Origin of the sequence: Komagataeibacter xylinus, assembly GCF_004302915.1 — a bacterium.
GTDB classification, from domain to species: Bacteria; Pseudomonadota; Alphaproteobacteria; order Acetobacterales; family Acetobacteraceae; genus Komagataeibacter; species Komagataeibacter xylinus_C.
Window position 1 is genome coordinate 140,920 of the sequence record NZ_QQBI01000001.1, and the last position, 23,175, is coordinate 164,094.

Here is a 23,175-nt window from a genome sequence, read left to right on the forward strand (position 1 = left end):
GGTCATGCCTTTTCGCGCGCGGGGGAAGGTACCTGCCATTCAGCCGTGCGGGCACCCGACCCCCAGTAATTATCCGGCAGGGTGCTGCCCGGGCGCAGGCCCGCCTGCACCACGATGCCTGCGAACACCAGCACCGACAGGCCCATCAGCACCGCGCCCAGCACGCCCAGCGCCCCATGGAACGCCAGCAGCGACAACACGGTTCCGCCCACCGTCAGCGCAAAATGCAGGCGGCTCGCACCCACCGGGGCCACGTGGCCCACCATCTTGCCAATCCAGTAATAGAAGCCCGCAAACAGTGCAAAGACGGCGGCATACAGCGTTGCGGCATGCACATCGGCCATGCCGCCGGGCAGCAGCGACATGACGGAACCTGCCAGCAGCAGGGCCACGAAGCCCACCGCCCATTCCATCGGCACGGAAGCGCGCATGTGGCCCAGCCGCACCGTCTGCGCCCATGCCACCAGCACGACCAGCACAGGCACCACGATCAGCCCGAGCTGCACCGCAGCCGATGGGGCCGCCAGATGCGCCAGCCCGCCATGCAGCAGGTCATGCACCCAGACGGAGCTACCACCCACCGACATGACCACCAGCGCACCCAGCACCTGGCGCGGCATCTGCAGCGGGCGGTTACAGAAGGTCTCGACAACCTGCGATACGATCCCGATGGAAGGCAGCAGCAGCAGTGCGATCTCGGGGCCGGAAAAGGCATGCAGCAGCGCATCGATATGGGTGGAGACATCGCCACCAGCCAGCCAGATGCGCGTCAGCCCCCCTGCCATGACCGGCATGACCATGACCGCCATCATGCCCGCAAGCCCCTGCGCCCACACAAACAGCGGCAGGTCGCGCAGGCGCTGGCCCATCGGCCCCATGTTCAGCACGGTCGCCACCATGCAGATGCCCTGCATCAGCATGCCCAGGCACCAGCCCAGCAGCGCGAGCAGCGAAACCTGCGCGGGCAGCGCGGGTGAAAGCCCGGCCAGCACGGCCACGAAACTGGCCGCAACCAGCCCCCACCCCGCCAGCGCCACGCGCGGCAGTGCCAGCGCGCGCGCACGCAGCAGTAGCGGCACGAACCAGTTGCCAAACCCGCCCGTAAGGGCTGGCAGCGCACAGAAGAAGACCATCATCATGCCATGGCGCCGCGCAATGCGCTCCATGGCGCCGGGCGTGTCGCCCCCGGCCCAGGCATCGATCAGGGCATGGGGCAGCAGGCCCGCCTGCAGCCCGACCGCCAGCAATCCGCCCACAAGGCCCGCCACAATGGCCATGACGAGATACAGCATGCCGATGGTCCTGTAGTGACAGGCCCCCGCATCCTGCACCGCATCCGCCCCGAACTGTGTGCCTGTGGGCATACGATGTACTCCCTGCTGCCATGCGCCGCTTATGGCATGGCCAATCGTTACCATGATTTCATCATATACCGCGACTTATACACAAAAACGACCCTGTGGGCCGCCCGTGTGGTCGCGCAATCGTCATTTCAGCCCTGCCGCTGGGGCAGGGCTGTGCCGGTGTGGCTCAGGCCACCATCGGGCTGGCACAGTCATCCGCTTCACGCTCGAGTGTTACGAGGGTGAACAGCCCTGCGGGCGGCACCGGCTGCAGGGTGGCGCGGCGCAGGTCGGCGGGAGGCAGCAGGGATTCAATGGCAAAATCAGGATGCCAGCCCAGCGAGTGCGAGGCCCGTGCCATGCCGCGCTCGACCGCAAGCCTCACCCCGCCCTCGGCCAGGAAATGATTGACGAACAGGATATGGCCGCCCGGCCTGACCACGCGCTTGAGTTCAGCCAGCAGCGCGCGCGGGTGCGGCACCACCGAGGCCACGAACATGGCTACCGCAATATCGAACGCGCCATCCTCGAAGCCGGTGGCCTCGGCATCCATTTCCAGCAGCGCATCGACATTGGACAGATGCATGCGGGCAGCACGCTGGCGGGCGCGCTCGAGCATGTCGCCTGACAGGTCGATGCCGGTAATGCGCTTGTCGGACCGGTAATATGGCAGGGCCAGGCCGGTGCCCACGCCCACTTCCAGCACCTTGCTGCCGGGCAGCGTGTTCACCGCCTCGACCGCGCGCTTGCGGCCAAAGGTGGAAATGCTGCCAAACAGCGCATCATACACGCTGGCCCAGCGGCGATAGGCCGCCTTGACCGCATTTGCATCCATCGCGGCGCGGGGGGACGGAATATCCACGACCGTCTCGGCGGCTTCATTGGGCAGGACATCGCTCATCGGGCTGCTCCCTTGTCGTGGCCATGGAAAAGGGCATGGCCAGCCCCCTTCCGTGCTGCGTCTGCCATGATCAAATCCGTCCCATCGTGCTGCATTACAATTCCACCTGACCTGCCCACGCGCCACACGGCCCGCGCAACTGCCTGTAATCCCAATCCGGTGTCACGCCACAGGGCGCGACAGCCACGACCACCGTGCCTGCCATGAACACCGGTTCAATCTCTACGCGCTCACGCCGCCCGCGACCAGACGGGATGTGATCGCATCCCATATCAGGCCAGCGGTATTGATGCCGTCAAAACGGTCAATTTCCTGCAGGCCGGTCGGGGATGTGACATTGATCTCGGTCAACCATTCCCCGATCACGTCAATCCCGACAAAGATCAGCCCCTGCTCGCGCAGCATCGGGCCGATGGCGTTGCAGATCTCGCGGTCGCGCGCGGTCAGTTCCGCACGCACGGGTTTGCCGCCCACATGCATGTTCGAGCGCGTCTCGCCCTCGGCGGGGATGCGGTCGATGGCCCCCACGGGCTGTCCATCGACAAGGATGATGCGCTTGTCGCCCTGCCGTACGGCGGGTTCGTAACGCTGGATCATCAGGGGCTCGCGCGAGCGGGCGAAGTGCATTTCCAGCAGGGCGTTGAGGTTGGGGTCATCCTCGCGGATGCGGAACACGCCAGCCCCTCCGTTGCCAAACAGCGGCTTGACGATGATGTCGCGCCATTTTGCGCGGAATTCCCGGATCGCCTTCACATCCCATGTCACCAGCGTGGGGGGCATGAGGTCGGGGTAATGCGTGACCAGGATCTTCTCGGGCGCGTTGCGCACGGCGGCAGGATTGTTCACCACCAGCGCGCGGTCGGGGCCGATGCCGTGGATATGCTCGAGGATATGGGTGGCGGTGATATAGGCCATGTCGAACGGCGGGTCCTGGCGCATCAGGATCACGTCCATGCCCGCAAGGTCGATGACCTGCTCAGGGCCGAAGGTGGCGTGGTCGCCCGCCTTGCGCTGCACCGTAACCGGGCGCGCGCGGGCGGTGACGCGGTCCGTGCGGTGGCCCTGCGGGCTGGTACGCCCCTCGCTCAGGCTCAGCGCCTCGACCTGATAGACAAACAGTTCATAGCCCCTGGCCTGCGCCTCGAGCATCATGGCGAATGTCGAATCACCATTGATGTCGATGGCGCCAAGCGGGTCCATCTGGACGGCAACCTTCAGGGGGCGTGACATAGGATCAGTTTCTCCGCGCGGAACAGGTCCGGTTCGAGCCGATGGTAACAAAAGGCAACCACCCGCAGCCAAATGTCATAATATGCCTTCCGCCCCACGGCCAGCCCCCCTTTCAGGGTAAAGGCGGATAAGCAATGGCGATCACCTCGATCATTTCCTCCCCGCGCGGGGTGACCAGCTTCACCTCATCGCCCACGCCCGCGCGCATGAGGGCACGCGCCACCGGCGAGACGAGGCTGACCTGGCCCGCCGCCATATCCGCCTCGTCCACGCCGAGGATGGTAACGGTCCGTTCCTCATCGCGTTCGCTCACATAGGTCACGGTCGCGCCAAAAAACACCCGGTCGCGCCGTGGCTGGGCGGCGGGATCGACAATGATGGCATTATCTATGCGTTTGGTCAGGAAGCGGATGCGGCGGTCGATCTCGCGCAGGCGGCGCTTGCCGTACTGGTAGTCGCCATTTTCCGAGCGGTCGCCATTGCCTGCCGCCCACGATACGATCTCAACGATTTTTGGCCGTTCATCACGCAGCAGGGCATTGAGTTCACGCCGCATGGTCTCGATGCCCGCGGGTGTGATGTAGCAGGACAGGCCGCCGGTCGCGGGCTTGCCATCCTTTGTGGCGGCACGGGTTTTCAGCATCGCGCCACCGTCATGCGGATATGCCCTTCCATCTTCTGGCCGGGGGCGAGCACGCGCACGCCGCTATCGGCAATGGCCATGCGGTTGAAGCCATCATTCATGTTGCTGACCGGCTCCAGCCCGATATAGGGCTGGCCGGGCGGCGTAAACAGCACGAGGTGGCGCAGTTCGGGGCTGCCCTCGAGTGTCAGGGCATAGCCCTCGCGCGGCCAGCGCAGGAAGGCGCTGCCCGACCAGCCGGCGTAGCAGTTGTCAATCGCCGCCTCACCCACGTCGCGCATATGGGCGAATGACCACTGCCCCTCCGCCGGGATGCGCAGGAGCGGCAGGTGATCGGGCGCGCTGGTCCACACGCTGCTGGCCGCGAACCCCACCCTGAGCCCGGCATGGCGGGGAAAATAGGGGTGGAACCCCATGCCCACGGGCTGGCTGCGGGTATCGGTGTTCTCGATCAGGATGCCGATCGAAAGCCCGGCCTCGCGCAGGTCATAGCGCAGCTGGGCGCGGTAGCTGAACGGCCATTCCCCCGCGCGCTGGCCGATGGGCGCGTGATCGAGCGAGAGCGTGGCGCTACTGTCCGACAGCATGGCGATTCGCCAGCGGTGCTGCCAGCCATTGCCATGAATGGCGCAGTTCTCGCCGCCAAAATTGGGGGTGAGGTGATAATCCACCCCCTCGAAACGGAACTGGTTGCCCGCCACCCGGTTGGAAAACGGCACGAGCGGATACCCCGCCACCGCGCGCCCGTGCTGGGCCACAAGGTGGGGGTCGGCCACCGGGCGCAGGAAATCCATCGTGCCGCTGCGCCAGAAGGCGATGCTGCCGCCAAGATCGGGCAGCAGGCCAAGGCGGGCGGCGCCTGCGCTCAGTTCCAGCGTTGCGGACATCTCGCGTTCATGCTGCCCCGCGCATGGCGGCATGGCCCTATCGCCCACGGCGCTTTCCCCTTCCCTTCGCCTGCTCGGGATCATAACCACCCCCGCCCGGACCGAGCGGCACGGGGCCACGGTTGCGCCGGGCGATGGCCTTGGGGCTGGTGCCCGGCATGCCTGCGCTTGATTGCGGCAGCGGCGGCGGCTCCATGCCCAGCTCGAGGGCCTCGAGCCTGCGGATTTCATCACGCAGGCGGGCGGCGGTTTCGAATTCCAGCTCCGCCGAGGCGTCGCGCATCTTCTTTTCCAGGTCAGCGATGGCGGCCTTGTAGTCCTTGCCCACCATCTCCTGCACGCTGCCATCGGCCGTGGGGGCCACCGTGACATAATCCTGCTCGAACACCGAGGAAATGGCCTCGCCAATATGCTTGCGCACCGATTGCGGGGTGATGCCGTGCTCCTCGTTCCACAGGCTCTGCTTTTCGCGCCTGCGCGCGGTTTCCTCGATGGCGTAGGCCAGGCTGTCGGTCATCTTGTCGGCATAGAGCAGCACGCGGCCATCGACGTTACGCGCCGCGCGGCCAATGGTCTGAATGAGCGAGGTGCGCGAGCGCAGGAAGCCTTCCTTGTCGGCATCAAGGATGGCAACGAGCGAGCATTCGGGAATGTCCAGCCCCTCACGCAGCAGGTTGATGCCGATCAGCACGTCGAATGCGCCCAGCCGCAGGTCACGGATGATCTCGATGCGCTCGAGCGTATCCACATCCGAATGCAGGTAGCGCACGCGGATGCCCGCCTCGTTCATGTATTCGGTCAGGTCCTCGGCCATGCGCTTGGTCAGGGTGGTGACCAGCACGCGCCCGCCATCGGCAATGGTCTGGCGGCATTCGGCCAGCAGGTCATCCACCTGGTGCTCGACCGGGCGGACGATGGTGATGGGGTCGATCAGCCCGGTGGGGCGGATGACCTGCTCGGCAAACACGCCCTCGGTGCGACGGATCTCCCACGGGCCGGGGGTGGCGCTGACAAACAGGCTCTGGGGGCGGAATTTGTCCCATTCCGCAAAGGTGAGCGGGCGGTTGTCAAGGCAGGACGGCAGGCGGAAGCCGAATTCGGCCAGCACGGACTTGCGCGCGTGATCGCCGCGCTCCATGCCGCCAATCTGTGGCACGGTCACGTGGCTTTCATCCACGATCAGCAGCGCATCCTCGGGCAGGTATTCGAACAAAGTGGGCGGCGGCTCGCCCGGTGCGCGGCCCGACAGGTAGCGTGAATAGTTCTCGATGCCCTTGCACACGCCGGTGGTCTCGATCATCTCGAGGTCGAACGTGGTGCGCTGCTGCAGGCGCTCGGCCTCGAGCAGCTTGCCCTCGGCAGTGAAGGTGGCCAGCGTGTCGCGCAGTTCCTGCTTTATGCCGGTCATGGCCTGCGTGAGCGTGGGGCGCGGGGTGACGTAATGGCTGTTGGCGTAGATGCTGATGGATTCGAGGTCGCTGGTCTTCTCGCCGGTCAGCGGGTCGAATTCGCTGATCTCGTCAATCTCGTCGCCAAACAGGCTGATGCGCCAGGCGCGGTCCTCGTTCTGCACGGGAAAGACATCGACCGTCTCGCCACGCACGCGGAAGGTACCGCGCTGGAAGGCGGCATCGTTGCGGCGGTACTGCAGTTCGACCAGCGCCTTGATCAGCTTGTCACGCGCGATCTCGCCGCCAACCTCGAGCTTGACCACCATGCGCGAATAGGTCTCGACCGAGCCGATACCATAGATGCACGACACCGAGGCCACGATGATGACATCGTTGCGCTCGAGCAGCGCCTGCGTTGCGGCATGGCGCATGCGGTCGATCTGCTCGTTGATCTGGCTGTCTTTTTCGATATACGTATCCGACCGGGGCACATAGGCCTCGGGCTGATAGTAATCATAGTAGCTGACAAAATACTCGACCGCATTTTCCGGGAAGAACTGCTTCATCTCGGCATAAAGCTGGGCGGCGAGTGTCTTGTTCGGCGCCAGCACGAGGGTGGGCTTCTGCGTGGCCTCGATGATCTTGGCCATGGTGAAGGTCTTGCCCGACCCCGTAACACCAAGCAGCACCTGGTCACGCTCACCCGCCTCAACGCCCGCCACGAGTTCGGCAATGGCGGTGGGCTGGTCACCCGCGGGCTCATAGGGCGAATGGACCCTGAATTTGTTGACCTTGGGCTTGGCCGCCTGCCGCTCGGGCTGGAAGGTGACCGGCATGTCGGCGGGGTCAATGTCGGTAGTTTTCTTCTTTTTGCGTGATGCTGTTGCCATGGCTACACCAAGTGGGGCGTCACCGGCCCTGCCGCAAGGGCCATGGCCGGCTGCGTCCCGCCGCCCCCCTTAATGCTGCGAGCCAAGCGGCGGCGGCACGCGGGCGGCGCGCAGGGCCTCGGTCTGGCGGGTGGCAAGGGCCGCCTCGCTGAAGTCGCCCGCAAGCTCCTGAAACAGCGCATGCCAGTTGACCTTTGCCTTCAGCCGCAGGAACACGCTGCCCAGCCCCACGGCGGAGCGGTCCACCAGCACGAATTCACGCGGCGGCTGCACCCCGCCGGTGCGCTTGAGGCCGTTATAGACCTTCTCGGCCACGGCGCGGCCATATTGCGGGTCGTTGTCTTCCTGGATGAAGCGTTCGCGGTCATCGAGCAGCGGGCCGTAGATGAAGCGCGCCCAGTCATTGAGCACCCGCACCGTATCACGCGACAGGTTGGCAAAGCCCCATGCCTCGTAGGCGTGCATGGCCAGATCCTCGTCATCCGTCTCGATCGCCTTGTGCAGGTCGATGATGCCCTGCACGAAACGCGGACGGAAAATGCGGATGGCGCCAAAGTCGAGCAGGTTGATGCCGTAGTCATCGCGTATGGTGAAGTTGCCCATATGCGGGTCGCCATGGATCACGCCGTAGCGGTACAGCGGCGCATACCACGCGCGGAACAGGGCGCGCGCCATGCTGTTGCGCTGCTCCTGGGTGGGGTTGGCATCGAGCACCTTCTGCAGGCCCTGGCCATTGACCCACTCCATGGTCAGCAGGCGGCCCGTGCACAGGCTGTCAACAGGCTCGGGAATGGTCACGTCGGGCCAGTCCGCCATCATGATGCGGTACAGCCGCATGTTGGCGGCCTCGCGCTGGTAGTCGAGTTCCTCGTACAAGCGGTCCTGCAGTTCCTCGAGCACGTCATCCTGGCAGATGGTGCTGTCGAGGCGATAGAACAGGCCCACGGCCATGCGGAACTGGCGCAGGTCGGACTCGACGGTGGATTTCATGTCCGGGTACTGCAGCTTGCACGCCACCTGCCGCCCGTCTGGCAGCACGGCGCGGTGCACCTGGCCAAGGCTGGCTGCCGCCGAGGCCGTGCGGTCGAACGAGCGGAAGCTGCGCTCCCAGTTCGGGCCGAGTTCGGCGGCCATGCGGCGGCGCACGAAGGTCCAGCCCATGGGCGGCGCATTGGCCTGGAGCTGGGCCAGCTCCTTGGCATATTCCTCAGGCAGGGCGCCGGGAATGGTGGAGAGAAGCTGCGCGCCCTTCATCAGCGGGCCCTTCAGCCCGCCGAGCACACTTTTCAGGTCCTCGGCATGCACGCCCTGATTGGAGCGGAAGCCCATCTTGTGCCCGGCAATGCGCGCGGCGATGCCGCCCACCGTGCCCGAGGTGCGCACCATGCGGCGGAATTCACCAAACAGGCCGGTATTATCGAGGTTCCGTTCATCCGCCACGTCAGACACGCTCCAGTTCATCTATAAATCCGGCGATCACATCCAGCCCCTTCTGCCAGAACCCCGGATCGGCCGCATCCAGCCCGAAGGGGGCCAGAAGTTCGCGGTGCCGCAGGGTGCCACCAGCCTTGAGCATGTCGAGATACTTGTCCTGGAAACCAGGATGCCCGGACCGGAACACCCCGTATAGCGCGTTTACCAGGCAATCGCCAAAGGCATAGGCGTACACATAGAATGGTGAATGGATGAAATGCGGAACATATGTCCAGTACACATCATAATCTGGCGTGAAGTTGAAGGCCGGGCCAAGGCTCTCGGCCTGGGTCTGGCGCCAGATCTCGCCAATGCGCGCGGGCAGGAGCTCACCCTTGCGGCGCTCCTCATGCACCAGTGTCTCGAAGCGGTAGAACGCGATCTGGCGCACCACGGTGTTGAGCATGTCCTCCACCTTGGCGGCCAGCATCAGCCTGCGCCGGGCCGGGTCGGTCTGGGCATCGAGCAGGGCGCGGAAGGTCAGCATCTCGCCAAACACGCTGGCGGTCTCGGCCAGGGTGAGCGGCGTGCTGGACATGAGGTAGCCCTGCCTGCCCGCCAGAACCTGATGCACGCCGTGGCCGAGTTCATGCGCCAGCGTCATCACATCGCGCGTGCGGCCACGGTAGTTGAGCAAAAGGTAGGGGTGGACGGAGGGCACCGTGGGGTGGGCAAACGCGCCTGAGGCCTTGCCGGGCACGGGTGGCGCATCAATCCATGCGTGGTCGAAGAACTGTTTTGCCACTTCGCCCATGCGCGGGTCGAAGCCTTCATAGGCGCCCAGCACCTGCTTTGTGGCCTCCGCCCACGGGATCAGCGGTTCATCCTGCGTGGTCAGGGGGGCGTTGCGGTCCCAGTATTCCAGCTTTTCAAGGCCGAGCCACTTGGCCTTGAGCGCGTAATAGCGGTGCGACAGGCGGGGATAGGCCTCGGTCACGGCCTGAACCAGCGCGTCCACCACCTCGTCTTCCACCATGTTGGCACAGTTGCGCGCCGAGGTGGGGCGCGGGTAGTGGCGCAGCCCGTCCATGATGGCCTTGTCCTTGGCCAGCGTGTTGGTAATGAGCGAGAACAGCTTCACATTCCGGCTCAGCTCATCGCCAATGGCGCTCGCCGCCGCGGCACGCTGCCTGCGGTCGGGGCTGGACATGGTGTCAAGTGCATTGCCCAGCGTGACCTGCTCGCCGCCAAGGCGCACGCGCAGGCCGGCCATCGTCTCGTCAAACAGGCGGTTCCATGCGGCGGCACCCGTGACCGATTTCTCGTGCAGGACCGCCTCGACCTCATCGGAAAGCTGATAGGGGCGGAACACGCGCAGGTCGCGCAGGAAGGGCGCCCAGTGCGCCAGTGCCGCATCGCTCATCTGGGCGGACAGCGTCGCATCATCGATGCGGTTGATCTCGAGCGTGAAGAACAGCAGATGCGTGGAGATGGTGGTCAGCCGTTCATTGATCGACTGCGCGAACCGCGCCACGCCGGAATCCGACGTATTGGCCGCGAACAGAAGCTGGGCATAGGAGCCTGCGCGGCCCAGTACCTCGTCAATGCGCTGGTATTCGGCAATGGCCTGCGCCAGCTCCGCCCCCGGCAGGCTGACCAGCCTGCCCTGCCACGCATTGCTGAAGGCCTGCGCATCGGCCTCGGCCTGATCGAGGTCGGTGGCAAGTGCCGGGGCATCCGGCCCGGCATACAGGTCCGACAGGTCCCACCGCGGCAGGCCGGCCAGGCCGGGCGTGGTCGCGGGGGCGGACGCATCAGCGCTGCGCGGGGCAGAGGGGAAGGCGGGAAAATTCGCTTTGAACATAGATCGGGCACCAACCATCAGATCGGGCGAAGCCTGCGCACCAGCGCAGGCCCCGCGATTCCATGATGTGAATCTAGTGCGTCATGCCCTGCTAGGCGACCCCACTGCCCGATATTATGCCCCCAACGCAGGCGGGGCCGGACATTGCTGCCCGGCCCCGCCATTTTTTGCGAAACTTCTGCCGTTTACGCGCCGACCGCCAGCGCGGGGGCCTCGAAGCCGATCACTTTCGCATATTCCTTGGGCACGACATGCCAGAAGCGCGGCAGCGTCTTGTCCCAGTCATGCAGCAGCAGTTCGGCATAGCGGCTACCGGTCTCGCGGGCATGGGTCTCGACCTGCTCGCGCAGCATGGCCTCCCATTTGGGGTCGTAAACGCGGCACCACATCACCGTATCGGGGTTCACGCGCTCGGCAAACGTGCCGCTGGCGTCATACACAAAGGCCATGCCACCGGTGAAACCCGCGCCAAAATTGTCGCCCGTCTCGCCCAGGATCACCACAGTGCCGCCGGTCATGTATTCACACCCGTTCGACCCGCAGCCCTCGACCACGCCAATAGCGCCCGAGTTGCGCACGGCAAAGCGCTCGCCCGCCTGTCCTGCCGCATACAGCGCGCCCGCCGTTGCGCCATACAGCACCGTGTTGCCCACGATCGCGTTCTCGTTCGACACGAGGCTGGAGGAAGGCGAAGGCCGCACCACGATGGTCGCCCCCGAGAGCCCCTTGCCCACATAGTCGTTCGCATCGCCCAGCACCTCGAGCTTGAGGCCCTGCACCGCGAATGCACCCAGCGACTGCCCCGCCGAGCCACGCAGCCGCGCCGTAAGGTGGCCCGGCGCGAGCTTGGCCATGCCGAACTGGCGCACGATGAGCGAGGAGATGCGCGTGCCGATGGCGCGATGCGTGTTCTGCACGTTGTACTGCAGCTGCATCTTCTCGCCATGGTCAAACAGCGGGCGCGCATCGGCAATCATCTGGGCATCCAGCGTCTCGGGCACCTCGTTGCGCCCCTCACGCGTGCAGTAGCGGCCATAGGGGCCGGGATCGGCCTGCGCCAGCAGCGAGTTGAGGTCGAGGTCATCGAGATAGTCCGCCCCGCGCAGCACCTGGTGCAGCAGGTCGGTGCGGCCGATGATCTCGTTAAGCGTGGAGAATCCCAGCGATGCGAGGATGTTGCGCACGTCCTCGGCAATGAAGGAGAACAGGTTGATCACCTTCTCCGGCGTGCCCTCGAACTTCCTGCGCAGTTCCTCATCCTGCACGCACACGCCCACCGGGCAGGTGTTGGAGTGGCACTGCCGCACCATGATGCAGCCCATGGCCACGAGGCTGGCCGTGCCGATGCCGAACTCTTCCGCACCCAGCATGGCGGCGATCACCACGTCGCGCCCGGTTTTCAGCCCGCCATCGGTGCGCAGCTTCACGCGGTGGCGCAGGCGGTTGAGCATCAGCACCTGATGCGCCTCCGCCAGCCCCAGCTCCCACGGCATGCCCGCATACTTGACCGAAGACTGCGGGCTCGCCCCCGTGCCGCCGGAATGGCCCGAGATCAGGATGGCATCCGCCTTGGCCTTGGCCACACCGGCTGCAATCGTGCCGATGCCTGAACGCGCGACCAGCTTCACGGTCACGGTGGCCTCGGGGTTGATCTGCTTGAGGTCATAGATGAGCTGGGCCAGATCCTCGATCGAGTAGATATCGTGGTGCGGCGGCGGCGAGATCAGCGTCACGCCCTCCGTCGCATGCCGCAGCTTCGCGATCAGGCCGGTCACCTTGAAGCCGGGCAGCTGCCCGCCCTCGCCGGGCTTCGCACCCTGCGCCATCTTGATCTCGATCTCGCGGCAGTCATTGAGGTACTGCGCGGTCACGCCAAAGCGGCCCGAGGCGATCTGCTTGATGGCGGATGAGGCATTATCCCCATTGGGGCGCGGCTTCGCACGGGCCGGGTCTTCACCGCCCTCGCCCGAATCCGACTTGGCGCCGATGCGGTTCATGGCGATCGACAGCGTCTCGTGCGCCTCGGGGCTGAGTGCGCCGAGCGAGATGCCGGGCGCGATCAGGCGCTTGCGCAGTTCGGTGATGCTCTCGACCGATTCCACGGGGATGGGCGTGCGCCCGCCACGGAAGTCGAGCAGGTCGCGCAATGCCACCGGCGGCAGGCGGCGCACCGCATCGGCGTAACGCTGGTAGATGGAGAAGCTGCCGGTGCCCACCGCCGTCTGCAGCATGTGGATGAGGTTGCCATCAAAGGCATGTACTTCCCCGCTGCGGCGCAGCTTGTAGCGCCCGCCGACGGAAAGCGTTTCCACCTGTTTGTTCCACGCCTTGTGGTGGAAGCTGAGCACATTGCGCGCGATGCCGGTCAGGCCGATGCCCGAGATGCGCGAGGGCATGCCGGGGAAGAATTCCGCCGTCAGCGCGCGTGACAGCCCGATGGCCTCGAAATTGTAGCCGCCACGATACGATGCCACGATGGAAATCCCCATCTTGGACATGATCTTGAGCAGGCCCTTGTTGACCGCCTTGCGGTAGCGCTCCACCGACTCGCTGAGCGAAAGCTGACCGAACAGGCCGCGACGGTGGCGGTCGGCAATGCTTTCCTGCGCCAGGTACGGGTTCACGGTCGTCGCACCCACGCCGATGGTCACCGCAATGGCATGCACGTCGAGCGCCCCGGCCGAGCGCACGTTGAGCGAAGTGAACGTGCGCAGCGACTGGCGCACCAGATGCGTATGCACCGCCGCCGTGGCGAGGATCATCGGGATATATGCCCGCTCGCTGGACTGGTGCTCATCGGTCAGGAACACATGGGTGCAGCCCTGGCGCACGCGGTCCTCGGCCTCTGCGCGGATGCGCGCGATGGCGGCGCGCAGCCCGGCCTCGCCCTCGCTGGCGGGGAAGGTGCAGTCAATGATGCAGGCATTCCTGCCACAGAACTCGACCAGCGCCTGGAACTCACCCGTGGTCAGCACCGGGGAGGGAAGCTGGAGCAGGTCGCACTGGCTCTCGTTTTCCTCCAAAATGTTGCCAAGGTTGCCAAGGCGGGTCACGAGGCTCATCACCCGCGTTTCACGCAGGCTGTCGATGGGCGGGTTGGTGACCTGGCTGAAGGCCTGGCGGAAGTAATGCGCCAGCCCCCGGTAGCGGGAGGAGAGCACGGCAAGCGGCGTGTCATCGCCCATCGAGCCGATGGCCTCGGCGGCGTTTTCCACCATGGGCTGCAGGATTGTCTCGAGGTCCTCGAGCGTCAGGCCCACGGCAAGCTGGCGGCGGCGCAGCATCTCGGCCCCGTACAGCACCGGCTCGCTGCCATCGGGGCGCACGATGCTCGAGATTTCCTGCGTGCGCTTGACCCAGGCCGAGAAATCCTGCCGCTGCGACAGCTCATCAAGCAGCTCTTCATTGCTGTAGAGCTTCGCGGTTTTCAGATCCAGCGCCAGCGACTGCCCCGGCCCGAGGCGGCCACGGCTCACGATCTCGGCCTCTGGCACCTTCACCATGCCGGTCTCGGAGCCCACGATCAGCAGGCCACCTTCGGTCAGGGTGTAGCGCAGCGGGCGCAGGCCGCTGCGGTCAAGACCCGCCACCATCCAGCGGCCATCGGTGGCGCACAGGGCGGCGGGGCCGTCCCACGGTTCCATTACCGCGTTGCAGTAGGAATACATGTCCTTGTGGCGCTGCGGCATGGCGGAGTTGCCGCCAACACTTGCCGGAATCATCAGGCAGCGCGCCATCGGCGCGTCACGCCCGGCGAAGGTCAGCAGCTCGAACACGTTGTCAAAGCAGGCAGTGTCCGACCCCTGCGCCTGCACCACGGGCTTGAGGTCATCCATGTAGGGGTCAAGGATGGGGTCGGCCAGCCGCGTCTCGTGGCTTTTCATCCAGTTGACGTTGCCCGAGATGGTGTTGATCTCGCCATTATGGGCCAGCCGGCGGAAGGGCTGGGCCAGCTTCCATGTGGGGAAGGTGTTGGTCGAGTAGCGCTGGTGATAGATGGCGAAACGACTGACAAAGCGGGGATCGAGCAGGTCGGGGTAGAACTCGGTCAGGTGCTCGGCAAGGAACATGCCCTTGTAGATGAGCGAGCGGCACGACAGCGAGCACACATACAGGTCGACCTGGTTGGCGATCGCGCTCTTCTCGATCTTGCGGCGGATCACATACAGGTCGCGCTCGAACTCTTCCTCCCCGCTGCCGGGCAGGTTGCGGATCAGGATCTGCTCGATCTCGGGGCGGGTGGCGTTGGCCTTCTCGCCAATGCAGTCGGTATTGATGGGCACCTGGCGCCAGCCATAGATGCTGTAGCCGAATGCCAGGATCTCGCTCTCGATGATCTGGCGGCACCGTTCCTGCGCTGCGATATCGGTCTTGGGCAGGAAGATCATGCCCACCGCGATCTGGCTGTCCACGCCGCTTTCGGCGCCACCTGCATGAATGGCGTCAGCAAAGAAATCCTGCGGGATCTCGACATGGATGCCCGCGCCATCGCCGGTCTTGCCATCGGCGTCGACCGCACCCCGGTGCCACACGGCCTTGAGCGCTGCGATACCCGCTTCCACCACGTCGCGGCGCGGCTTGCCGTCAAGGGCGGCCACCATGCCCACGCCGCAGGCATCATGCTCATCGGCGGGGGTGTACAGGCCGGAGATGGCCTGCGCGTTGTCGCGCCATTCCTGCACGAAATCGGTGGACTGGTTTTCGAACTGATCCATCATGCTTACTCCGCCACCTCGGCCTGTGCCGCCGTCATTTCCTCTAGCCATGCGTGCATCTGCGCTGCCGCATCACGCCCATCGCGGATGGCCCACACCACAAGGCTGGCCCCGCGCACGATATCGCCTGCGGCAAACACGCCGGGCAGGCTGGTCATGAAGCTCTTGCGATCGACCATGAGCGTGCCCCAGCGCGAGACCTCAAGCTCCGGCTGGCCCCACAGCGTGGGCAGCGGCTCGGGGTCAAAGCCGAGCGCCTTGACCACGAGGTCGGCCTCGAGCGTGAACGCGCTGTCCTCCACCGGCTCGACCGACTGGCGGCCCGAGGCATCGGGCAGGCCCAGCTTCATGCGGCTGGCGCGCACGCCGCTCACATGGCCCTCGCCCTCGAACGCCTGCGGGGCTGCGAGCCAGACGAACTCCACGCCTTCTTCCTCGGCGTTCTTCACCTCGCGCACGGAGCCGGGCATGTTGGCGCGGTCGCGGCGATAGAGGCATTTGACCGACTTCGCCCCCTGCCGGATGGCGGTGCGCACGCAGTCCATGGCCGTATCGCCACCGCCAATGACCACGACCGACTTGCCCGCCGCATTCAGCGCGCCACTGTCATATTCGGCCACGCTGTCGCCCAGCGAGACGCGGTTGGAGGCGGTCAGGTAATCCAGCGCGCGCACGATGCCGCCCAGACCCGCACCGGGGCCACCAATGTCACGCGACTTGTACACACCGGTTGCGATCAGCACGCCATCATGGCGCGCGCGCAGGGTGGAGAACGCAATGCTGTCCGCGCCATCGGTATCGCCAATGCCCTTGCCGAGATGGAACTGGATGCCCGATTCCACCAGCAGCCTGTGCCGGCGCAGCACGATGTCCTTCTCCAGCTTGAAGCCGGGGATGCCATACATCAGCAGGCCGCCGATACGGTCGTAGCGGTCATAGACATGCACCTGGTAGCCCTGCTCGCGCAGTTGCACGGCCGCGGCAAGGCCACCGGGACCGGCACCGATGATGGCAACGCTCTCGTCGCGCTCGGCCACCGGCCTGACCGGCTTGACCCAGCCATTATCGAAGGCGGTATCGGTAATGTAGCGCTCGACCGCGCCGATGGTGACGCTTTCGAACCCTTCCTCGATCACGCAGTTGCCTTCGCACAGGCGGTCCTGCGGGCAGATGCGGCCACAGATTTCGGGGAAGGTGTTGGTGGCGGAGGACAGTTCATACGCCTCCTCCATCCGCCCTGCCGCCGTCATCATCAGCCAGTCGGGGATGTTGTTGCCCAGCGGGCAGTGCACCGAGCAGAACGGCACGCCGCACTGCGAGCAGCGCGAGGCCTGCGCCTCGGCCTTGGCGGGCACGAACTCATCGTAAATTTCGTTGAAGTCCTGGCGGCGCGCCTCGGCAGGCCGTTTGTCGGGCTGCTCCTGCGCCACGGAGACGAATTTCAGCATGCGCTCGGCCATCGGTCTGCCCCTGGTCTGCATATGGAAGGAAGGCGTCGGGCACGGCATGCGCGCCCGCTAGTTCGCACATGACCTACGCAACGCCTTGCCCAAAGAAAAGACAGCAGTACTGACCTTAATGCAGGAAAAGACCAGAAATACGCGAAATTCTCCCCTCCGCGCGGAAATCAGTCCAGCACCAGATCCATGGGCGAGGGTGTTATGCCCAGCATCTCGAGCGTGCGGGCGCCGGGGGCCACGACGTTATCGACATAAAGCAGCCTGACCTGATCGCGCGTGAGCAGCTTGCCCGGCAGGTGCTCGAGCACGCCGGCCTGAAGGGTGGCGAGCCAGCGCGGCACCTCGATGAGCGGGCGCGGATGCCCACCCCACCGCGCAGCCCAGGCCACGAGCTGGCGCATGGTCATGACCACGGGGCCACCAAACTCGAAGATCGCCCCCTCCATGCCCTCGCTGGTGGCGATGCGCAGCATGCCCTCGGCCACATCCCCCACCCACACGGGCTGGAAGCGGGTGGCCGGGCCAAACACCGGCACCACCGGCATGAAACGCGCCATGCGGGCGAACATGGCGGGAATGGCCCCCTCCGCGCCAAAAATGAGCGAGGGCCGGACAATGATCGCCTGCGGCATGTGGCGGCTGACGGCGGCCTCACCCTCGCCCTTGCTGCGGGCATAGGCCGAGGGGCTGCTCACATCCGCGCCAATGGCCGAGACATGGATCAGCCGCACAACGCCCGCGGCGGCACTGATGCGCGCCACCCTCGCCGCACCCGCCACATGGATCGCCTCGAAGGTTGCCGCCCCGTGGGGGGAAAGGATGCCCACGAGGTTGATGACCAGCGTGCTGCCCTCGATGGCGGCAACGCAGGCGGCCTCATCGGTGATGGAAGCGACAACGGGCACCACCTGCCCCACGTCACCCAGCATGCGCAGGGTCGTGGCATGCGCCGCCGTGCGGCCTGCCACGCGCACCACGTAGCCGACCCGCGCCAGCCGCCCCACCACGGAACGGCCCACGAATCCGCTCCCGCCAAATACCGTTGCCACCTTGCGCGCCATGACCTGCTCCTGCCCGTGATCCATATCGTTTTCCGGCTCCTGTTCTCGCATCTTTTGCAAACGGCTTCCCAGCCATTTCGTTTGCGCCGCCATGCCGGGCAGCCTGCGCCGGACCACGGAACGAAAAAAATGCGCCTGGTTTCAAAAAAATGCATTTCCCCTGTTGACCGCCCCCGCAGGCCGGACTAAACAGCGCTCACACCACCCCGGCGGCCTCCGCTGGGGAGCCTCTGAGCCCAGATGGCGGAATTGGTAGACGCGCAGGTTTCAGGTACCTGTGGCCGCAAGGTCGTGGAAGTTCGAGTCTTCTTCTGGGCACCATCTCTCAAAACTGAATAGCATTCCCCTCCGGGGGCGATCAGGACAGCCCGTCACGGGCCTGTCCCGTTATCTTTTTGCCTGTTCCGCAGCCGGAATTGGTGTAAACCGCCCCGAACACATCACTCACGGTGCTGGCCGCCCAGGGCACAGGCAGGCGTTACGACACAACGGATTGCCCCCGCTTGCGGTTGCGTTGCAGACCTGCCACCGTGAATTCAATTGCGTGACGGAGCATTTCACATATGGCCACAAGCCCATCACCCGACGCCATTCACTTCTACCGTGGCGACCTGCCCGCGCATGTCACCTTCAGTGGCAGTGTTGCGGTGGATACGGAAACGATGGGCCTGAACCCGCACCGTGACCGGCTGTGCCTCGTGCAGCTTTCCGGCGGCGATGGCCACGCCCACCTGGTGCAGATGCCCAAAGGCGCAAAGGCCGCCGACTGCCCCAACCTCGTGCGCGTGCTGGCCGACCCCACCCTGCCCAAGCTCATGCATTTCGCCCGTTTTGACGTGGCCATCCTGCAATACACGCTGGGCATTACGGTCGCCCCCGCCATCTGCACCAAGATCGCATCAAAACTGGTGCGCACCTATACCGACCGCCACGGCCTGGCCCATCTGTGCCGCGAACTGCTGGGCGTGGAACTGAGCAAGCAGCAGCAGTCATCGGACTGGGGGGCGGACGTACTCAGGCCCGAGCAACTTGCCTATGCCGCATCCGACGTGCTGTACCTGCATGCCCTGTGGGCAAAGCTCGAAGCCCTGCTGCACCGCGAGGGGCGGCGTGAACTGGCGCAGGCCTGCTACGATTTTCTGCCCACGCGCGCGCGGCTTGATATACTGGGTTACGAGGATCCTGACATTTTCGCGCATCGGGCCGCCTGATGGCCCATGCCCGGTTTGACCGGGAACCCATTCAGACCGATACAGATCGTGCATGAATAGCAGCCCCCCTTCCCCTCCCTCCGCCACCACGGGCGATGACACGGCCCAGCACGCGCGCATGCTGGGCGAGGCCCGTGCCGTGCTGCGCGCCGAATCCGCCGGGCTGCAGGCCATGATCGCTGCAATGGAAGAGGGCGATGGCGGGCTGGGGGCGGCCTTCATCGCGGCGGTCGAGGGCATCTGGTCGGGCAACCGGCGCGTGGTGGTGACCGGCATGGGCAAGTCGGGCCATATCGGGCGCAAGATCCAGGCCACCCTTGCCTCGACCGGCACGCCCGCCATTTTCGTGCATCCGGCCGAGGCCTCGCACGGCGACCTGGGCATGCTGCAGAAGGGCGATGCGGTGCTGGCCATATCCAATTCCGGCGAGACGGCGGAAATGGCCGACATCATCTCGCATGCCCGCCGCTTCGGGCTGCTGCTCATCGCCATGACCGCGCGCGCGGGCTCAACGCTGGCGCAGGCGGCCGATATCGTGCTGCTGCTGCCCCATGCGCCCGAGGCCTGCCCCATTGGCCTCGCGCCAACCACCAGCTCCACCATGCAGCTTGCGCTGGGCGATGCGCTGGCCATCGTGCTGCTCCAGCGCCGGGGCTTCAGCGCCAGTGACTTTGGCATCTTCCACCCCGGCGGGCGGCTGGGCACGAGGCTGCGCCGGGTGTGCGAACTGATGCATACAGGTGAGAGCATGCCCCTTGGCCCGCCTGACATGGAACTGCGCCGCGTGATCGTGGAGATGACCCGCAAGGCCTTTGGCTGCATGGGCGTGGTGGACGCACATGGCCGCCTGCTCGGCCTGATTACCGACCACGACCTGCGCCTGGCCCTGGGCCGTGACCTCGACCACACCCTTGCCGCCGACATCATGAACCCCACGCCGCAGACCATCAGCCCCGACCTGCTGGCCGCCGAGGCGCTGCGGGTCATGAACGACCGCCCGCGCCCGATCTCGAGCATTTTCGCCCTTGATGAAGGGGGGCATGCGGTGGGCATCCTTCACCTTCACGACCTGCTGCGCGCGGGCATTGCATGACCGACCGCCCCGAGGACAGGGACGACAACACCGATCCCAACACCATCCAGCGCGAGGATTATGCCCGCAGCGCCGCCGATATCGAGCGCCAGCGCAGCATATTCGACCAGGGCGCGCGCACGCGCCTGCTGCCCAATGCGGCCGACCAGGCCCGCCGGCAGGCCATCATGCGCTCGGCCAAGTGGATGCTGCCGCTGCTTGCCCTCGTGCTGCTGGGCTCGATCGCCGCATGGCCCGCCGTCGAGCGCGCCGTGATCATGCATACCGGCACCATGGCGCAGATGAGCCGCGTGCGCGTTAAAAGCGGCAGCATGCTCAACCCCACCTATCGCGGGCTGGACGAACATGGCCGCCCCTACATGATCACCGCCGACGAGGCCCGCCAGGTCGACCCCGAGCGCATCGACCTGAGCAACCCCGCCGCCGACACCCTGACCGATAACGGCAACTGGCTGTATGTGACCGCGCGCGACGGCGTGTATATGCAGCACACCCAGCTGCTGGACCTGACGCGTGACGTCACCCTCTATCGCAATGACGGAACCCTCATGCTCAGCCCCACTGCCGATGTCGACATGCGCCACAACATCATCGTAACCGACAGCTGGGTCCATGCCGAAGGCCCGGTGGGCGTGCTCGACGCGCGCGGCGGCATGGTGGATACACGCGGTGGCATCATGCTGTTTCGCGGTCCGGGCCGCATGATCCTCAATGCAGCGGAAAGATCGAACTGATGGCGCGCCTCTTCCCTCACCTGCCGCTTGGCGGCGTCCTGCTCGGGCTGGTGGCAGCCATCCCCGCCATGGCGCAGGGGCTCGACATGTCGCATGGCCAGCAGATCAATGTCACCGCAGCAGGCGGCTTCGACTGGGACCAGAACGCGCAGACCGTCACCGCCTATGACCGCGCCCAGGCCATCCGTGGCGACGTGACCGTGCGCGCCGACAAGCTCATCGCCTTCTACCGCAAGAAGGCCGCCACCACCCCCGCGCCGGGACAGGCCACGCCCGGCGCGAATACGGCCGCGACACCAGGCGCGCAGACCGCGGGCAAGCCGCCCGGCCCCGACGCGCCGCTGGCCGCCCATCTTGGCGTCGCCCCCCCGCCCGAGACGCGCAGGCCCCATATCGTGGATGACACGCCCGCCCCCGCTGGCGCCACCAGCACGCCAGCGCCTGCCAGTACGCCCGACGCCACGGCCGCCGCCAGCGACCCGGACGTGGATACGAACCTCGCCACCCCATCCGACGTGCTGCCGCAGGACCTGCCCATTCCTGACCGGCCCGACCCCATCGGCGCACCCGGCAATGGCCCGGCCAACGGCCCCGCGGGCACGGCCCAGGGCAATGGGCAGGGCGATGGCACCGGCGGCGGCACGGCGGGCGATGGCGGTTCATCCGGCGGGTCGAGCGAGGTCTACCGCCTCGAGGCGATTGGCCACGTGCATGCCTTCAACCTCAATGACCAGGCCTGGGGCGACCATGCCGTGTATGACGTCGATCAGGCCATCCTGGTCATGACCGGCGAACACCTGAAGATGACCGCGCCGCAGGATATCCTGACCGCGCGCGACGTGCTGGAATATCATTCGCACGAGCACATGTCGGTCGCGCGCGGCAACGCCACCATGACCACAAATGATGGCCGCCAGATCCGTGCCGACGTGCTGGTGGGCTACGACAAGCCCAAGCCCGAGCGCAGCAACAAGCGCAAGGAATGGCGCCAGACCCACCCCAACGGCAAGAACCCGCTGCCCGACGACGCCACCACGCCGGAGGACGCGGCGGCGGATGACAAGCCCTCGCCCGGCGCGGGCACGATGGACCATGTCGATGCGTTCGGCCACATCATCATCCGCACCCGCACCGAGACCATAACCGGGGATCGCGGCGTGTACGTGCCGGATACGGGCATTGCCCGACTGGTGGGCAACGTGCATATCACCCGTGGGGAAAATCAGGTCAGCGGCACGTCGGCCATCGTGAACCTGCATACCGATATCTCGACCCTGACCGACAACCCCGGCTCGCGCGTGAGTGGCCTGGTCATTCCCAACCAGGCAGGCAAAGGTGGCAAGGCACAAGGCAAATGAACATGACCCCCCCGACCGACAGCCCCGACCCCACGGAACTGCCCATTCCCGCGCCCTCGGCCGGGCTGATCGCCAGCGGCATTGGCAAGAGCTACAAGAAGCGGCAGGTGGTGCGTGACGTGTCGCTGCAGGTGCAGCGTGGCGAGGCCGTGGCCCTGCTCGGCCCCAACGGCGCGGGCAAGACCACCAGCTTCTACATGATCGTGGGGCTGGTGCGGCCCGACATGGGCACCATCACGCTCGATGGCGCGGACATCACGCAACTGCCGATGTACCGCCGCGCGCGCATGGGCATTGGCTACCTGCCGCAGGAGTCGAGCATCTTCCGCGGGCTCAATGTCGAGCAGAACATCATGGCCGCCCTCGAGATCGTGGAACCCGACCCCGACCGCCGCCAGACCATGCTTGACGGGCTGCTGGGCGAGTTCGGCATCACAAGGCTGCGGCATTCCTCCTCGCTCGCGCTTTCGGGCGGGGAGCGGCGGCGGCTTGAAATCGCCCGCGCGCTGGCCAGCCAGCCGCACTACATCCTGCTTGATGAGCCGCTGGCCGGCATCGACCCCATCGCGGTGGGCGAGATCCGCGACCTCGTGGCCCATCTCAAGGACCGTGGCATTGGCGTGCTGATTACCGACCACAACGTGCGCGAGACGCTGGAAGTGATCGACCGCGCCTACATCATGCATAGCGGGCAGGTGCTGACCGAGGGGCGGCCGGAGGAAATCGTGGCCAACGAAGACGTGCGCCGCGTCTATCTGGGCGAGAAATTCACCCTTTAAACACATTGATGAAAGTTTCCGGGCGCCGCCTGTTTTCAAAAGGCGGTGTTTTGACCGAAGCTTTTTGAAAAAAGCCTCACCCAGAACGGCTCTCATCCGCCCGTCAGGCCACCCCTGTATCCGTTACGCTTTACGCAAGGGGCAGGCGCAAAAAAAAGCACTGCTCCCACATGCAAGGAAAGCATGGACAGCGAGGGGGCAA

The 23,175-nt window shown here is 65.7% G+C and carries 16 protein-coding genes and 1 tRNA gene; 6 read left to right on the forward strand and 11 right to left on the reverse strand.

The features are described from left to right. Positions 1–2: 2 nt before the first annotated feature. The 11 genes from DV027_RS00635 to DV027_RS00685 form a co-directional block, all read right to left on the reverse strand. The gene (locus DV027_RS00635; RefSeq protein ID WP_207303385.1) at positions 3–1,364 is read right to left on the reverse strand and encodes a cbb3-type cytochrome c oxidase subunit I; all 1,362 of its coding nucleotides are present in this window, start codon (positions 1,362–1,364) and stop codon (positions 3–5) included. Positions 1,365–1,530: 166 nt separating this feature from the next. Next, positions 1,531–2,244 (reverse strand): class I SAM-dependent methyltransferase, encoded by a 714-nt coding sequence (locus DV027_RS00640; protein ID WP_130730060.1) that lies wholly within the window; start codon positions 2,242–2,244, stop codon positions 1,531–1,533. A gap of 222 nt (positions 2,245–2,466) precedes the next feature. Then, the gene (gene gshB / locus DV027_RS00645; RefSeq protein ID WP_130730061.1) at positions 2,467–3,474 is read right to left on the reverse strand and encodes a glutathione synthase; all 1,008 of its coding nucleotides are present in this window, start codon (positions 3,472–3,474) and stop codon (positions 2,467–2,469) included. Positions 3,475–3,586: 112 nt separating this feature from the next. Further along, positions 3,587–4,117, reverse strand: a complete 531-nt coding sequence (greB, locus tag DV027_RS00650) for a transcription elongation factor GreB (protein WP_130730062.1) — start codon at positions 4,115–4,117, stop codon at positions 3,587–3,589. Further along, positions 4,111–5,004 carry an aldose 1-epimerase gene (locus tag DV027_RS00655; RefSeq protein WP_130730231.1) on the reverse strand — a complete coding sequence of 298 codons (894 nt, stop codon included), beginning with the start codon at positions 5,002–5,004 and terminating at the stop codon, positions 4,111–4,113. The genes greB and DV027_RS00655 overlap by 7 nt, the downstream gene beginning before the upstream one ends. Positions 5,005–5,041: 37 nt before the next feature. Further along, positions 5,042–7,285, reverse strand: coding sequence for an excinuclease ABC subunit UvrB (uvrB, locus tag DV027_RS00660; RefSeq protein WP_130730063.1), 2,244 nt, complete (start codon positions 7,283–7,285; stop codon positions 5,042–5,044). Between the two features lie 69 nt (positions 7,286–7,354). Next, positions 7,355–8,746: an ABC1 kinase family protein gene (locus DV027_RS00665; protein ID WP_130730064.1), complete on the reverse strand. Its 1,392-nt coding sequence runs from the start codon at positions 8,744–8,746 to the stop codon at positions 7,355–7,357. Further along, complete coding sequence (locus tag DV027_RS00670; protein WP_130730065.1) at positions 8,727–10,562, reverse strand: M3 family oligoendopeptidase; 1,836 nt, start codon at positions 10,560–10,562, stop codon at positions 8,727–8,729. The genes DV027_RS00665 and DV027_RS00670 overlap by 20 nt, the downstream gene beginning before the upstream one ends. 185 nt (positions 10,563–10,747) lie before the next feature. Further along, positions 10,748–15,280, reverse strand: coding sequence for a glutamate synthase large subunit (gltB, locus tag DV027_RS00675; RefSeq protein WP_130730066.1), 4,533 nt, complete (start codon positions 15,278–15,280; stop codon positions 10,748–10,750). 2 nt (positions 15,281–15,282) lie between these two features. Then, complete coding sequence (locus tag DV027_RS00680; RefSeq protein WP_130730067.1) at positions 15,283–16,737, reverse strand: NAD(P)-dependent oxidoreductase; 1,455 nt, start codon at positions 16,735–16,737, stop codon at positions 15,283–15,285. 167 nt (positions 16,738–16,904) lie between these two features. Then, positions 16,905–17,798 carry a complex I NDUFA9 subunit family protein gene (locus DV027_RS00685; protein ID WP_130730232.1) on the reverse strand — a complete coding sequence of 298 codons (894 nt, stop codon included), beginning with the start codon at positions 17,796–17,798 and terminating at the stop codon, positions 16,905–16,907. A gap of 234 nt (positions 17,799–18,032) precedes the next feature. Here DV027_RS00685 and DV027_RS00690 point away from each other — a divergent pair. The 6 genes from DV027_RS00690 to lptB all read left to right on the forward strand — a co-directional run bounded on the left by DV027_RS00690 (position 18,033) and on the right by lptB (position 22,973). Next, positions 18,033–18,119, forward strand: a tRNA-Leu gene (locus DV027_RS00690). A 242-nt stretch (positions 18,120–18,361) separates the two neighbouring features. Beyond that, the gene (locus DV027_RS00695; protein WP_130730068.1) at positions 18,362–19,009 is read left to right on the forward strand and encodes a ribonuclease D; all 648 of its coding nucleotides are present in this window, start codon (positions 18,362–18,364) and stop codon (positions 19,007–19,009) included. Positions 19,010–19,061: 52 nt separating this feature from the next. Beyond that, the gene (locus DV027_RS00700) at positions 19,062–20,102 is read left to right on the forward strand and encodes a KpsF/GutQ family sugar-phosphate isomerase (RefSeq protein WP_130730069.1); all 1,041 of its coding nucleotides are present in this window, start codon (positions 19,062–19,064) and stop codon (positions 20,100–20,102) included. After that, entirely contained in the window at positions 20,099–20,836 is a 738-nt protein-coding gene (gene lptC, locus DV027_RS00705) for an LPS export ABC transporter periplasmic protein LptC (protein ID WP_130730070.1), read from the forward strand. Before DV027_RS00700 ends, lptC begins: the two co-directional genes overlap by 4 nt. Then, a complete protein-coding gene (locus DV027_RS00710; RefSeq protein WP_130730071.1) occupies positions 20,836–22,194 on the forward strand; it encodes a hypothetical protein in 1,359 nt (452 codons plus the stop codon). The genes lptC and DV027_RS00710 overlap by 1 nt, the downstream gene beginning before the upstream one ends. Further along, positions 22,191–22,973 carry an LPS export ABC transporter ATP-binding protein gene (lptB, locus tag DV027_RS00715; protein ID WP_373320372.1) on the forward strand — a complete coding sequence of 261 codons (783 nt, stop codon included), beginning with the start codon at positions 22,191–22,193 and terminating at the stop codon, positions 22,971–22,973. Before DV027_RS00710 ends, lptB begins: the two co-directional genes overlap by 4 nt. Positions 22,974–23,175 lie beyond the last annotated feature (202 nt).